Below are 14,431 nucleotides of genomic sequence, written 5' to 3'. Positions count from 1 at the left end.
TCATGAAAGTATTAGTTTATTTACCTACATTCTCCTTAGGTTCTAGACCCAATAAACACTAACTTCAAAATAGGAATCAATTTGATGAATGAAGTAACTCAATTTGACAGCTTGTCATAGATAGGAGTGAGAGAAGTAGATTCCAAGCGAATAAAGATGTCGTTCAAACAGCAGGAAACTGCATGAAACTGGAGAAATAATGACTATTGGCTGTAAGCAAAGTTGGGGGGGGGGGGGCTGCAAGCGCTAACGATGAACTGCTTAAATGCGGGGTGAGTTAAACAGTTCAAAGATCATTATCGGTTGCGCTTTAGTTACAGCTGAACACTTAATTCCGTGCAATGACTGCAATATAAGGTTTGGTGAGGCTACAGCATTTCTTTCGCGATCAAATGCAACAAAAACGTCTCGCGCTCAATGCTCATACCCTTTTTAGGGCTTTCGGCCATCGTCTTTTCATTATGAGCAATTGCTTCATGGATGTTCATCCACACAGGCTTCATTCCGTTTTTAACTTCGTAATCTTCGTAAGCCGTCTCACCAAGTTCACGATCGATCTTGCACGAATAGCAGTAGGAGATCATATGCATGATATCTGCATCATCTTTATACCAAGGACGAAACTCTTCAAAAATACCAAACGGCTTAATGCCATGAATGTTCTTTGCACCCGTCTCTTCTTCAAGCTCTCGGACCATGCCCGCAATCACGTCTTCGCCTTCATCAAGGCCACCACCTGGAATGGTGTAATCGTGATAACGCTCGGTATACAGCATCAGAATATCTTCACCATCTAAGACAATCGCTCTGGCGGCATTACGCTTGTAAACTGTTTTGTTATCTAGGTGGTCGATATCTGGGTGAATGGTGGTTTTTAGGTGTCTCATGGCTCTAACTTCTCAACTGAATTTGGCGGCATCATATCATAATCAATCATAGATTCGAGGTTCATAGCGGTTCACATCAACACACCTTCTAACTTTGTACCCCATAGCCGGCAAGCAAGAAAACATCACATAGCCTCTGAAAAGCCCCCACTCAACAATTAATACCCTTCTATAACCCGGCCAGCTTAGTTTGATCTAGCCCTCAAAAAGCAGCTAAATATGGCGAAATATCAAACTATTTCAATATCTTGACCAAATTAGAACAACCTTTTCTGAAATCTAAAATATACTCATTTGATAGAGCTTCTAATTGGGTTCTGTAGAACTTGTTGTATTCAACTATAGAGTTATCACGTAGGAGATAAACATGAAGAAAATTGGTTTGATGGCTGTATTTGCCGTTGTATTAGGTGGTTGTGCAAACGACTATGCAGAGTATAGCGAAGGCCAACGTGTTTCAGTCGCTAATCCAGCGGCCGTTTATTGTGTCCAACAGGATGGCGAATTAGACACGGTCACAGAAAACAATCAACGCACCACTTATTGTGTTTTTGATAGCGGTGAACATATTGAGCAATGGGAATATTACCGAAATAATCATGAGCAAGACTCAGAAGCTAAAAGTGAATAGCGCTCCACTCTGATACCCACCAATCCCTCCCTCTTTTTTTTTATATTCAATCAATTACGTAAACCGACTGCCAATTGGCAGCGGTTTACCGTATACACACACCAATTGCACACTGTTTTATTTCTGACATTTCTCTGACACTGCCAATATATAAGTAAATAAAATATCGACCTGTTACAAACATTTACAAGTTGAATTGAAATGAAATGAAAAATCATTCGAAAACGGAAAAGCAAATTCACATGTCTTATGAATCCACTGAGTTCAACGTTTCTCAATCAACCTCTCAAGTGATTTACAAGCGCTGTCAAACCGCTTTATTCGTTCTTGCGATTGGTATTATTGCTAACTCAGTGCTCAGAATTGATTTCGTATTATTGAACGGAAATGTTGGTGAGATCTCAGTTACAGAAATGTTACAGCAGCTGCTACTTATCGTTAGTTCAGGTTCTTTTGTTTACCTAGCGAGAAAGAGAAATGAAGTGAAAAACGCTGCGGTTCTCATTAGCGCTTTCTTCGCTGTATTGTTCATCCGTGAAATGGATTTTTGGTTTGATAAGATCGCACACGGCGCCTGGGTTTTTCCTGCTGCGCTAGTTGCTGGCAGCGCTATTTTTTATGCAGTAAAAAACGGTAAGCGTACTATCGATCAACTTGCCCTAATTTTGGCTTCTCCACACATGAACCTATTAGTGACAGGCGTAATGCTACTACTAGTATTCTCTCGCCTATTCTGTATGGGTAGCTTTTGGCACAATGTGATGGGCGATGATTACGTTCGCGCCGTTAAAAACATTGCAGAAGAAGGCACAGAACTACTTGCCTACTGCTTAATTGCGTTTGCTAGCCTAAAAACAGTTCTAGGCATCACCAGAAAAAAATAACGATTTATCGCCACCAGCGATGCGTATGATCCGATTCAGGATCTAACAATCGATTCAGAAAAGTTAGGGTGGTATCCAGTAACGCTAGGTACTCCCTGACTTTTTTTATATCCGTACCTACTGGAGTACCTCGAATACAGCCTTCCAATACCGGAAGCAGACTTTCCACAATACTAAACTTAGGTGAACTTCCGACTAAGCCTTTTGCTTTCGCCAAAGCTTCCAAGGAAAGCCTTTCTGGCTCCGACCTCACCATCTTCAAATCTCGCTTAAACGCTCCGGCACATACTCCTTCGAGATACACTCGGTACGTTGTAAGCACATCCATCAATAAAAACAGCTGACCTTGAGTCGTTTTGTGAGGATATGGGACTGCAACATGAGCCTCCAACTTGCGATCTATCTGCAGTTCTACGCCAAGCGCCGAACACTTTTCAACGAGAACTTTGAGCAAACCTTGCTCGTCCATTAGCGTTTGAATCTCAAAGATTCGTTGCAAGTGATAGTCATTCGACACAAACGTTATCTTTACACCTTGCCCACGAGTAAACAGACCACTCTCTATCATCTCAGCAGCTAAATTTTGGATGTTTTCTACAGTATTGGTTGAATGCTGCTCTAATAAAATCGCTCCCAGAGTAAACGGGACTTCGCTGAGGCTTTCCAACTCTCGAAAGTATCGGTGCATCGCATCGGCTTCCGAAACACTCTGCCCTTTGGTTACCCCACCACAAAAAGCGACCGCTGTAGACGAGCGACGCTCTGCGTTCAAGGACTCCGCCAGATACTTCACCAAAGCATCAACTCGACTGATTCCTTCCTCAGTCAATTCATTCTCATTAAGCCGTTTACCCAGCACAATAAGGAGGTTATTAATGCTCATTTTATGTTCAAGTCTCGTTTTGGGGATTAGATGGAGTGAATTATGTATACAATACTTGTGAACAAAAGTATTTTGAAATTCTTATAAGTTGCTCGCAATAATGCTCACTATTGCAAAGCAACACAATAAGGTACTCGACAATCAAAGTGCAGCTTAAAAGCACAATAGCACGATCATAGGATCCACAGGGTTACGCTGGTTAGCGTTAGTTTTAAACAGAGAACGCTTTCACACATATAAGTGAAACGAACAAAATACAAATTTTACACAGAGTTCGTCCATCGAACCGTCTTCACAGGAAGTTACTATGCTGTCTATTTTTGATATCTATAAAATTGGGGTTGGGCCTTCTAGCTCCCATACAAATGGACCAATGATCGCAGGGTTTAATTTTACCCAAAAGATTGAATCTGTACTTGACCAAGTTACCCGTATTCAAATCGACTTATACGGCTCACTATCATTAACAGGTATCGGCCACCACACTGACCGAGCAACCCTGTTAGGTCTACTTGGAAACCGCCCAGATACCATCAAAATAACCAGTGCTAATCTAGCAATGCGCAAAGCGATTGAAGACAAGTCTCTTATGGTGAGTGGTCACCATGAGATTCACTTCGATGTAGAGAGCGACTTGCTCTTTCACAAAACCAATCTGCCGCTTCATGAAAACGGTATGACAATCTCTGCGTTTGATGCGAGCGGTAAGCTTCTGGATATGGAGACCTACTACTCGATTGGTGGTGGTTTCATCGCAACTGCAGATGAGCTGCAAAACGGCAAACAAGAGTCTGAAACCCAAGTTGAATTCCCTTTCTCATCTGCTGACCAACTCCTTGAGCTCGCTGATAAGAATGGAATGAGCCTTGGCGGATTAATCCTACGCAACGAAGTATCCTTCCAAGATATGGAAGCTATTGACCAAAAAGCAGATCAAATCTGGAAGGTGATGTCACTGTGTATGCAGCGTGGCTTTGATACTGAAGGTATCCTAGATGGTGGCCTTGAAGTCACACGTCGAGCACCCGCTCTTTTGAAAAAACTTGAAGCGAATGCCTCCATTGAAAATGATCCAATGGAGATCATGGATTGGATTAACCTATTTGCCTTTGCCGTGAGTGAAGAAAATGCAGCAGGTGGCCAAGTAGTGACATCACCAACCAACGGTGCGGCTGGCGTTATCCCTGCTGTTTTAATGTACTACCATCGCTTTATCAAAGAGCTTGATACCAAGCAGCTCAAAGATTTCTTAGCGGTATCTGGCGCTATCGGTATTCTATATAAAACCAATGCGTCGATTTCGGGTGCGGAGGTAGGTTGTCAAGGCGAAGTCGGTGTATCTTCTTCAATGGCAGCAGCAGGCTTAACGGCCCTTCGTGGTGGTAGCAACGAGCAAATCTGTATTGCAGCTGAGATCGCGATGGAGCACTCGCTAGGCATGACCTGTGACCCAATTGGCGGCCTGGTTCAAGTACCATGCATTGAACGTAACGCGATGGGCGCAATGAAGGCGATCAACGCATCACGTATGGCACTAAAACGTACGAGTAAATGTCTTATCTCGTTAGACAAAGTTATCGAGACCATGTACCAAACCGGTAAAGACATGAACAAGAAGTACCGAGAAACGTCGTTAGGCGGCTTAGCGGTGATTCACATGGCGCCACCGTGTGAATAGCAGACAAGAACACGAGTTCACAATGCCCTTGTAGAAGGCAATGTAGATCAGATAAGGATCGGTTGACCGATCCTTCTTCTGAGAGATAATCGGAAGCCTGTTTCTAGGCTTCCGATTTTTTATGTCTATCCAAAACTATTTTGTCGATTTCCTCGAAGAAAATCCTGTTGATGTAGCTCAACTCACCACTTTCTCTGAACATATCCCAGATGAATGGGTTGTTAAGGCAGCTAGTCTTTCTGATAAAGCGACTATTCGCCGACGTCGACTACCAAGTGACATGGTCTTGTGGCTAATTGTCGGCATGGCCTTCTTCCGTAATGAACCAATTGCCGAAGTCGCACGAAGAATGAATGTCTGTGCGGATGGCTTGGCTGATGAAGAGTTATTAGCAAAAAGTGCTTTAACCCAGGCAAGACAACGTTTAGGCAGTGCTGCACCAGAGTGGTTGTTTAAACAATGTGGGCGAACGTGGGGTCTTGAACGATACCGTGATGATACGTGGCAAGGATTACAAGTTTTTGCTGTAGACGGTGCTCTTTTTCGCACCGCGGATACGCCCGAACTTAGAGAGCACTTTGGCTCGGGTAATACCTCGAGTAGCAGGCAGACACCACATCCAATGCTAAGAGTTGTGACTATGATGAATGTCCGTTCTCATGTCATCGTTGACGCTGCCATAAGCCCTTATCGGCGTGGTGAAATCCCACTTGCTATGCCCTTCATCGACTCTTTACCAGATAACTCTGTGACGTTACTAGATAAAGGTTTTTACGGTGCAGACTTACTTCTCTCTCTTCAAAATAGCGGTATTAATAGACATTGGTTGATACCAGCAAGGAAAGGGTTGAAATACACACTTTTAGATGAAGAAGAAAGCAATGATATGCTCATCGAAATGAACGTCTCACCGCAAGCTCTCAAAAAGAACCCTAGTTTACCTGAAAAATGGCAAGTCAGAGCGGTGACCTATGAAGTACAAGGTAAGCAGAAAACTGTTTTTACATCCCTTCCAAGAGCAGACTACGACGCGAAAGCGGTAGCCGAACTTTATCATGAACGTTGGGAAATCGAATTAGGTTATCGTGATATCAAAAGCTCAATGCAACACAATGCCTTAGTATTACGCAGTAAAACAGTAAACCTTGTTTATCAAGAACTCTGGGGGCTGTTGCTTGGTTATAATTTGGTAAGACGTGAAGCAAGTCAGGCAGCAGTTGAACATGGAAGAATGCCGAATGAAATTAGCTTTAAATACGCTTGTCAGTTTATAGCGAGCCAACTGAAGGTGATGAGTAAAGCGATATCGCCAGGCAATACACCTAAGCGTTTAAAGAGTCTAAGGGGAGACTTATCAATCCTCTTTATAGACAAACGCCCTAAGCCTAATCGGCCTAGGGCGGTAAAAATATCAAAGACTCGCTACCCAATTAATCGCAAAGCAGCTCCGCTTAAGTGAACTACATTGCGACAATCGCCGGGCTTTTTTGTATATACGCTAATCTGACTGAGACTGTGCCAACCGAATACTGACTAAACTTGCCACCATAATAGCTAGGTAAAAACTACCAATTATCGATTCCATAAATACAAAGAACTGAGCAACTGGCAAGGCTGGAGAAATATCTCCATAGCCTACCGTTGTCAGAGTAATAAAGCTGAAATACATCGCATTAAACAAATTGGTTAGCCAAATTTGCTCTTCTAAGCCATTAAATGCGTTAGGAAAGATCTCGAGAATCAACAAGTAGATAGTCGACCACGCAAAGCCTAGCAGCAAATAAATACAGATAGAGCCTATGATGTGATTGGGAGTGACCGTTTTCGCTTGCATCACTTGTCTTAATGCAGAGTAAATATGCGAAAACAGGAACATGGTTAATGCCGTTAGCGTCACTATCGACAAGTTGTAACCTTCTAGAAAGGAGAAAACACCCGACACCGATGCAGTAATCAATAACAAACCGTACCAAGAGCGATACAGAGACCGCTCTTTATGAATGCCGACAATCGAAACCGCTAAGGTAATAATGATCAAGAACAGAATCGTTTTTTGGCCTTGCGGATAAAACTGCTGCATCACCGCGCAACCAAAAAACAACACCAATAGTGCGTAAAACAGGAAATAGAAGTTGTCGTCTTTCGAGACTGCCTTCATCTATTTGTCCTCTTCTTTTGGCTCCAAGTCTAACCAAGAGACCATTAGCTCGTAAGACAAACTCAAGATAACTGCACCGACAAACAAGCCTACGATACCAGACATCGCCATACCACCTAACGCACCGAGCAGAATCACCAACATTGGAATATGAGAACCACGGCTTAACAGCATAGGTTTTAAGATAGCGTCACTACCGCTCACCAAAATACACCACACCAAGAACAAGCTTGCCGCAAGAGTCGATTCAACACTGAACATGTAGATAATTGCAGGCAATAGCGCAAGAATCGGAGGTAGCTGGATAATCGCAATAAGTAACACAGCCAACGCCCACATTGCCGCTGCAGGAACACCTGCAATCACTAATCCGATTGCTGACATAATTGATTGAATGACAGCAACACCAATCACACCTTGCACAACACTGCGCACCGTTGATTTCGATAGCTGGACTAATTCAACACCCTTACCATCAGTCAAGCGCGCGACTAAGAGCGTTACACCCGTCTGGCATTTGTCTGCATTACTCATAAACGCGCCAGCAATAATGGTCGAGATAATGAATTGAATAAAACCACCACCAAGAGATCCTAATATTGAAGCCGCTTTAGTGGCAAGTGCCTTAAGCTCTTCCGCGTACTTGATGAACACGCCTTCGATATTTGAAGAGGCATGAACTAAGGTCGCATACACCTTTTCACCGATGAATGGGATATCTTGTAACGACTCTTTTGGTTTAGGTAGAGACAAGGTTCCGTCCTGAAGCCCTGTCATTAAGTCGGATGCACTCGTGTAGATGCCAGAAGACAATGCCACTAATGGGATAAGCAGCAACAACACGCCAATGATGCTCAATAATGCACTGGCTTTACCTTTCGACAGCCCAGTTTTGTTTGAGATGGCAACAGCTACTGGGTACAGCGCTGTCGCGATAATCGCGCCCCACACCACCAGCAAAATGAATGGGCGTAAAATTGAAAAACACCAATAAACCAGTATAGCGATGGCAGCAATTTTAATTGCGGCGTCAATCGCCTGTTTAGAAAAATCATCGGTTAACTTCATGACACGTCCTTGTAGAGGCAAAAATTAAGGCTGATTTTGTAAGAACTTCCAATTCCTAGTCTCGAGGAAAAGCGAAGCCAAAATCATATAAATCCCAATTAACACTAACTGGAATATGCGAATAAAAGTGTTGCTATCAATATCGCCAGAGCTCATCAATGTGCTCCCAACAAGTACCAATAAGGTGCTAAATGCAGTGGCAAAGATCGGCGCTTTTTCTGAAACGGTATAGATCTTGGTCGCCATAAGAATAGCAACAAGACCGATAAACAAAGAATAGAAGACAATGTTAGGAACAATCGAAAGAATCGAGAATGCCGCAATCGCCAACAAGCCTCCAATACCGTTACTGATCACCAAAAAGGCACTTAACTTTATCGATTTCTCTGACGTAATCATTAACGATAGTAGCGCAATGAACATCATTGTCAGTAACGCTTCAGAGACTTGAAAAATAAAGAAAAAACACACCACTGGATAAGAGATAATCATAGCCCGAAATGCCGCATACCAGCGCTGTCTCTTTTCGAGTGGCGCCGCTGCAAACCCTGAGAATTCAGATTTAGGTTCTGGGAAAAAAACGTGGACTAACGCAAAGATCATCACAGAAACCACACCTGATGCCGCCAAGCCAGATGCCAGTAATACTGAGACACCAGGGTTATCAATCGCCATAAATGGCAACATCAACACAGCAATCAATAACACGGTAGCAAATAGGTTCCATTTAGGGTCTACGAACAAGTAGTAACCCCACAACATCATTAATCCCACCAAAATCAACAGAGGGATTGGATAATGGGTTATCCCGCGAGACAGCAGCAAACCTAAAGCCATGATGGCAACCACCGCCAATAACAGTTCGTAGACAGTTTCTTTATGTAGGTTTGGTTTATCAATTAAGAACTTAGCCGTAAACACTGGCGCTACAAATGCAAGCGGCCAGTTAATCCATGCAGCTAAAAAGACAGCTAACGTGACCCCGACGGTATAGCGCAGGATCCGTTGCTGTGTTTGTTGATCGAGTACAGGCTTATCGGACATAAGACAATACACTTATAAATCGAATCCAAAGTTTGCCTATTGCGTTGAAAACAAAGTTATCGCCGCTATAAACAATCACATCCGCCTGACCACCAACACGCAGCATGCCTTGCATCGCATCTCGTTCAAATTCGATAGTAATTGGCAGCATTTGAGTTTGGCGCAACCAGCCAGTTTGTTGACTCGCCTGAGCAAGTTTACCTGCTTGATCGTTTTGTCCCCAATCGACACCCCAATCAATGCTGCTTACACGACCTTTCACGATTCGACCCGGAGCAAAATCTAGAGCGACTTCCACTTCATCGCCAACCGTGACATTACCTAAACTATTTTCACGGTAGTAAGCTTCTATCCAGATATCCTCCGTCGAGACAAACGTCATGATCGCTTGGCCTGCGGAAGCATAAAAGCCTTCCGACAAGCTGAAGTTAGACACACCACCTTGTGTTGGTGCTTTAATAACAGTGCGTTCAAGGTTAAGTTGAGCTTGTTCCAACGCCAGCAATGCTGCTTTCACTTGACTGTTCTCTTCACCCTCTTTACCCATTTGTTGCTTCGCGCGTTCCAAGTCTGCTTCAGCATTCGTCACGTTAGCTCGCGCTGTTGCCAAAGTCGCGAGAGATAACATGTACAGTTTTGAGCAATTAAAAGTCTTTGTCACTGTGTGTGAAAGTGGCTCTTTTTCTGCGGCAGCGCGTAAGTTAAAACGAGCTCAATCCGATGTTAGTCAGTCGATCGCCAACTTAGAAATTGCCATCGACCAAGAGCTGTTCAATAGAGAGAAGAACACCCCCGTTTTAACCTCTACAGGTAAAGCTTTATTGCCTGTCGCTAAATCGATTCTTGATCAACAAAAGTACTTCGACCAAAAAGTAGAATCACTGGCACAAGAAGACGAGCATGAGCTTATTATTGCTATCGATGAAAGCATCATAGATACAAATTTCATTAAGATAATCAGCTCCCTAGCCGATCAGTTTCCAATCACACACTTCGAAATTATTACGACATCCACCTTCGATGTAGAGGATTTAGTAAAACGAGGAAAAGCACATATCGGCATTATCTATGCGGATGGAGAGCTCAAAGTTGATATGGATTTCTTTTTGTTAGGCCAAGCACGCTTCCTAACCGTCAGCTCTGCTGATCATGAGCTCAGCAAGCTGCCAGTAGTTCAAGATTCAGACTTAAAACGCTATCGGCAGTGTGTACAACGCAGTTCAAAGCAACGTGAGCTGTGGTTCACCTATGGCATTAGCTCCATGCTTTGGTATGCCAACACTCACAAAACCATCATCGACCTAGTAGAGCAAAACGTTGGTTGGGCAAATGTGCCTGAAATGATGGTCATGGAAGGCATAAATAAAGGAAAACTCGTTGCTCTGCCTGTTGCACACGAGCATGGCGGTTGGATAACTCCGGTAGGATGCTTGGTGTCACGCCGTCACATCAATGGCCCGGTACTCACGAGTCTGATTGAGAAGCTGGAAGGTTACTCTTTGCAATACAATCAATGGCAAGCAAACTAGCTAAAACTACATTGCAATATCGGTAGTGCGTTTCGCCGCACTACCGCATTTCGACACATTTCACCGATAAATATCTTTGTCGTCTGGACAAAACACCCTAGTTGATGTCCCAAAGTGACATAACTAAACTGCGATCCGAAAGGGGTTGTCGTGCCTATGCATGGTTAACGAATCAATCCAAATCGCTCTTTAACACTACTGACCTAACCTCAAATCTCCCGTGTAGGCATTGCTAACGTCGACTATAACAGCTTCAAATAGATCACTTTTTGAATTTAATTCGCCCCAGTTTATGAGTGCTCTTCGAGTGCTTTTTTATATCTAAATGAACCTTTTGGAAAATTTGTCGTGAACGTTTTAAGAAACATTTGCCCTGAGAAAATGGGTAAAGAGCGTAACAAACGAGAGTATGATTTACGCGTACTTAATTGTGTCAGTGAAAGTGAATATGAATCGCGTATGGCGGTTTGGAACAGCCTAACGATGGCTGCAACGCCGTCAGCTTCGGAAACAAAAGGCTTCATCGATGAGGCTTTCAACAAACTACAAAATGACTTAAAAGAGACAAGTCGCGAGTTATCCATTAACTACACCGACTTTATTGCGATGGCACATGAGGAAATCAATTACATCAAGATTTTCGTTGCCGATAAAACCTCACAGTACGGTTGGTACGCAGCGATCGCTTTGATGATCATCGGCACCATTGCTTTGTGTATTCAGTAAGATAGGTCCTATCTTCAGCTGAAGCTCCCTTGAGCGCTTTCATACGCGCTAACTAGAAAACAAATGACTCGCTTCATTTGTTTTCTAGTCGCTACAAACTCACTCTCCCATCAGATTTACTAAGTCTTTCGTCGCCTTTTTAGGATCTTCTGCGTGACAGATTGCAGAGACTAGCGCTAAGCCGTGAATACCTGTTTCAACCAACTGTGGGATATTAGATTCGTTGATGCCACCAATTCCGACTATCGGTAACTTGGTTGTTTCCAACGCCAACTTAATACCTTCATAACCCCAATACTTTTTCAGATTTGTTTTTGTCTGAGTCTCAAACAGTGCGCTGAGGCCAATGTAATCAATCGGCAAGTCATCAGCTTCTTGTAACTGCTGTTCAGTCTCAATCGATAAACCAAGAATCTTGTCTGAACCAATCAGCTTACGTGCTAGTGCGGCTGGCATATCCGATTGCCCTAAATGCAAACCATCGGCATCCACAGCTAATGCTACATCAACTCGATCATTAATGATCAATGGCACACCTGTTCCAACTAAAACTGATTTAACGGCTTGTGCACGCTCGACGAAGGCTCTCACATCTCCGTGCTTCTCTCTTACTTGAACCATAGTAACGCCACCAGCGACCGCTTTTTCAACCACAAACTTAAGCGTTTCTAAATCTTGTTGGTCGTCAGTAACCAAGTAGAGCTTGTAAGGGTTCATACCGTTCCTTTCTAATCGATTTCTATCATTGATGTTCTGCTATTTTACCGACAAATCGCCTGCTATGCATGGGAGTTAATACTAAAATCTCTGCGTTGCACGAACAGATCAAATACGCAACTCGTTGAAATCATATCGAAAAATCTGAACTTTTTAACCAAAGCGTTACTTATTACACAAACTATTCACTTTGAGCATGCCCGATACACCGTTTTATGAAATACTCCAAAATGAAGGAATCAGGTAAATATAGGGATAGTTATGCGCCACCTTTCTATAGCGCTTAAGATCAAGCTGGGGTTTGCCATCTGCTTGCTCTTTTTCGTCATTTCAGGCCTTGTTAGCTACAAAGGCATTCAAACCTTGTCGAACGGCTTTAGCGAGTACAGCGAGCTCAGCCACAAAGCGACTCAGTCTGGCAACATTCAAGTGCACTTTCTTCAGATGCGTTTAGCCTCTGAACGTTACTTAGAGTCATTGGATGAGCAATATGAAGCGAATTATCAATCAAGCAAACTAGCGATCGATGATCTGCTTAATAACTTAATCGAAAACACCACTAACACTGATAGCCTATCAAGCATACAGCTGGTTCAAGACAGTGTTGCAGCCTTTGATACTGCCTATGGCTCAATGAAGCAGAGCCAGCTAATGATCGACCAGTTAGTGAATGTTGAGATGGTCAAAAGAGAGACTAACGCGCTAAAAGCCGCACAGAGCTTGTTGTATGAGTCTTACAATAACAACGATCCAAACGCGAGCTTGTACGCAGGTATGCTAATGGAGAACTTTCTCGCAGCTAAGATCGCGGTTATTAGCCACTCGAACAACAACAACCTCAAAACCTACGAAGCAGGTAAAGATATCTTTGAATATGCTCTGCCAGGTATTGAGGGTGATATTGAGTCTCTGAAGTCTTCTCCTTACCAAAGCGAGCTGATTGAAGACTTCTCTCACCAGCGTGAAGCCTATGCGAAAGGCTTTGAGCAAGTTCATCAACAGATGCTGGAGAACACTCAAAGAACCGCTACCCTTTCTTCGATTGGTGATAGCTTAGCTATCGCGGTAGCTGATGCTCAAAGCATTCTAGAACAACAGAAACAGGCGCTGACACCAGAGCTGCAAGCCAGTGAAACGCGCTCAATTCAAATCATCATCTTACTAACGGGTGTGGCGTTAGTTATCGGCATGACAAGCGCCGTTTTAGTGACTCGCTCTATTACCAAAGGTATCGCACAAGTTAAACAGATCACCAATGAGCTTTCTCAAGGTAACTTAAATGTTGAAGTGAACATTGAGAGCAAGAACGAGATTGGTGAACTGCTGACTAACATGGAGATCACCATTGAATCTCTGCGTGATATCGTAAGCCAAGTGAACCGCTCTAGTGTGCGTATTGGTGAAATGTCTGAGTCACTCAATCAAGTGACTAACAACAGCTCGACCAACGCAACGCAGTTGAACAGCGAGATGATGAACATCTCAACCGCAGTCGACCAACTGGCTTCAAGTACATCTGAAATCGCTTCAAGTGCTAATCACGCCTCTCAAGTTGCCAACCAAGCAACTGAGAACGTCGCGATGGGCCTCAAAGAAGTAGACAAAACACTGCATGAAATTGGCAGCGCCGATGAGAGCATGCAGGTCAGCAGCCAGAAAGTGACCGACCTACACAAAGAGTCGATGAACATTGGCGCAATCCTGGAAGTAATCAAAGGCGTATCAGAGCAGACTAACCTTCTCGCGCTGAATGCCGCGATCGAAGCCGCTCGCGCAGGTGAACAAGGTCGCGGATTTGCCGTCGTAGCGGATGAGGTAAGAACGCTTGCTAAGCGTACTCAAGACTCTGCTAGCCAGATTGATGAGCTCATCACCTCACTACAACGTGGCGCTAAAGATGCGTTAGAGTCGATCAAAGAGAGCCATAGTACGGTTTCAGATGCTTCAACACAGGCGCAGCAAGCTTCTCAGAACTTACATGTGATAAATCAACACATCCAAGACCTGAACCAAGCCAACAGCCAAATCGCGGTTTCGGTTGATGAGCAGGATCGTCTTACCAAATCACTGGGTGAAAATGCGCAAGGTGCGAATACCATCGCGCAAAGTAACCAAGAGTCAGTCAGCAGCATTTCAGGTGCAGCTAGCGACTTAACTGAGGTTGCGCATCACCTAGAGAGCCAAGTGAACCGATTTAGAACCTAGTCAGCTAGTCTATACACTGCT

General features: G+C 43.7%; 13 protein-coding genes and 1 pseudogene. 7 read left to right on the top strand and 7 right to left on the bottom strand.

The window, feature by feature from the left end; all coding sequences use genetic code 11:
* Positions 1-368 precede the first annotated feature (368 nt).
* The gene (locus tag OCV52_RS23595) at positions 369-887 is read right to left on the bottom strand and encodes an NUDIX hydrolase (protein ID WP_004742421.1); all 519 of its coding nucleotides are present in this window, start codon (positions 885-887) and stop codon (positions 369-371) included.
* Between the two features lie 367 nt (positions 888-1,254).
* Between OCV52_RS23595 and OCV52_RS23590 the strand changes: the two genes are divergently transcribed.
* Positions 1,255-1,518: a putative hemolysin gene (locus tag OCV52_RS23590; RefSeq protein ID WP_137409105.1), complete on the top strand. Its 264-nt coding sequence runs from the start codon at positions 1,255-1,257 to the stop codon at positions 1,516-1,518.
* Positions 1,519-1,724: 206 nt separating this feature from the next.
* Positions 1,725-2,402, top strand: a complete 678-nt coding sequence (locus tag OCV52_RS23585; RefSeq protein WP_137409104.1) for a hypothetical protein — start codon at positions 1,725-1,727, stop codon at positions 2,400-2,402.
* Between the two features lie 4 nt (positions 2,403-2,406).
* Here the strand turns inward: OCV52_RS23585 and OCV52_RS23580 are convergent, their stop codons facing one another.
* Positions 2,407-3,285, bottom strand: a complete 879-nt coding sequence (locus tag OCV52_RS23580; protein WP_137409103.1) for a YdcF family protein — start codon at positions 3,283-3,285, stop codon at positions 2,407-2,409.
* A 307-nt stretch (positions 3,286-3,592) separates the two neighbouring features.
* Here OCV52_RS23580 and OCV52_RS23575 point away from each other — a divergent pair, with 307 nt between their 5' ends.
* Positions 3,593-4,963 carry an L-serine ammonia-lyase gene (locus tag OCV52_RS23575; protein WP_019820442.1) on the top strand — a complete coding sequence of 457 codons (1,371 nt, stop codon included), beginning with the start codon at positions 3,593-3,595 and terminating at the stop codon, positions 4,961-4,963.
* A 121-nt stretch (positions 4,964-5,084) separates the two neighbouring features.
* Entirely contained in the window at positions 5,085-6,422 is a 1,338-nt protein-coding gene (locus tag OCV52_RS23570; RefSeq protein ID WP_261900889.1) for an IS4 family transposase, read from the top strand.
* 39 nt (positions 6,423-6,461) lie between these two features.
* Here OCV52_RS23570 and OCV52_RS23565 read toward each other — a convergent pair whose 3' ends face one another.
* The 4 genes and pseudogenes from OCV52_RS23565 to OCV52_RS23550 form a co-directional block, all read right to left on the bottom strand.
* A complete protein-coding gene (locus OCV52_RS23565) occupies positions 6,462-7,121 on the bottom strand; it encodes a potassium channel family protein (RefSeq protein WP_102423266.1) in 660 nt (219 codons plus the stop codon).
* The gene (locus tag OCV52_RS23560) at positions 7,122-8,189 is read right to left on the bottom strand and encodes an AI-2E family transporter (protein WP_137406795.1); all 1,068 of its coding nucleotides are present in this window, start codon (positions 8,187-8,189) and stop codon (positions 7,122-7,124) included. It lies immediately after the preceding gene.
* Positions 8,190-8,213: 24 nt separating this feature from the next.
* Positions 8,214-9,233 carry a DUF2955 domain-containing protein gene (locus OCV52_RS23555; protein WP_137406794.1) on the bottom strand — a complete coding sequence of 340 codons (1,020 nt, stop codon included), beginning with the start codon at positions 9,231-9,233 and terminating at the stop codon, positions 8,214-8,216.
* Positions 9,223-9,849: pseudogene (locus OCV52_RS23550) on the bottom strand (HlyD family secretion protein); the annotation flags it as partial. The gene OCV52_RS23555 and the pseudogene OCV52_RS23550, both read right to left, overlap by 11 nt.
* Before the next feature lie 10 nt (positions 9,850-9,859).
* Here OCV52_RS23550 and OCV52_RS23545 point away from each other — a divergent pair.
* Together OCV52_RS23545 and OCV52_RS23540 are read left to right on the top strand one after the other, a co-directional pair.
* Positions 9,860-10,762, top strand: a complete 903-nt coding sequence (locus tag OCV52_RS23545; protein WP_137406793.1) for a LysR family transcriptional regulator — start codon at positions 9,860-9,862, stop codon at positions 10,760-10,762.
* A gap of 381 nt (positions 10,763-11,143) precedes the next feature.
* Positions 11,144-11,488, top strand: coding sequence for a hypothetical protein (locus OCV52_RS23540; RefSeq protein WP_004738871.1), 345 nt, complete (start codon positions 11,144-11,146; stop codon positions 11,486-11,488).
* A gap of 99 nt (positions 11,489-11,587) precedes the next feature.
* Here OCV52_RS23540 and thiE read toward each other — a convergent pair whose 3' ends face one another.
* Positions 11,588-12,205, bottom strand: coding sequence for a thiamine phosphate synthase (thiE, locus tag OCV52_RS23535; protein WP_137406792.1), 618 nt, complete (start codon positions 12,203-12,205; stop codon positions 11,588-11,590).
* Between the two features lie 261 nt (positions 12,206-12,466).
* Between thiE and OCV52_RS23530 the strand changes: the two genes are divergently transcribed.
* A complete protein-coding gene (locus tag OCV52_RS23530; RefSeq protein WP_137406791.1) occupies positions 12,467-14,410 on the top strand; it encodes a methyl-accepting chemotaxis protein in 1,944 nt (647 codons plus the stop codon).
* Positions 14,411-14,431: the final 21 nt, after the last annotated feature.

Origin of the sequence: Vibrio chagasii (genome assembly GCF_024347355.1) — a bacterium.
GTDB classification, from domain to species: Bacteria; Pseudomonadota; Gammaproteobacteria; order Enterobacterales; family Vibrionaceae; genus Vibrio; species Vibrio chagasii.
This window is presented reverse-complemented; position numbering and strand designations above follow the sequence as displayed.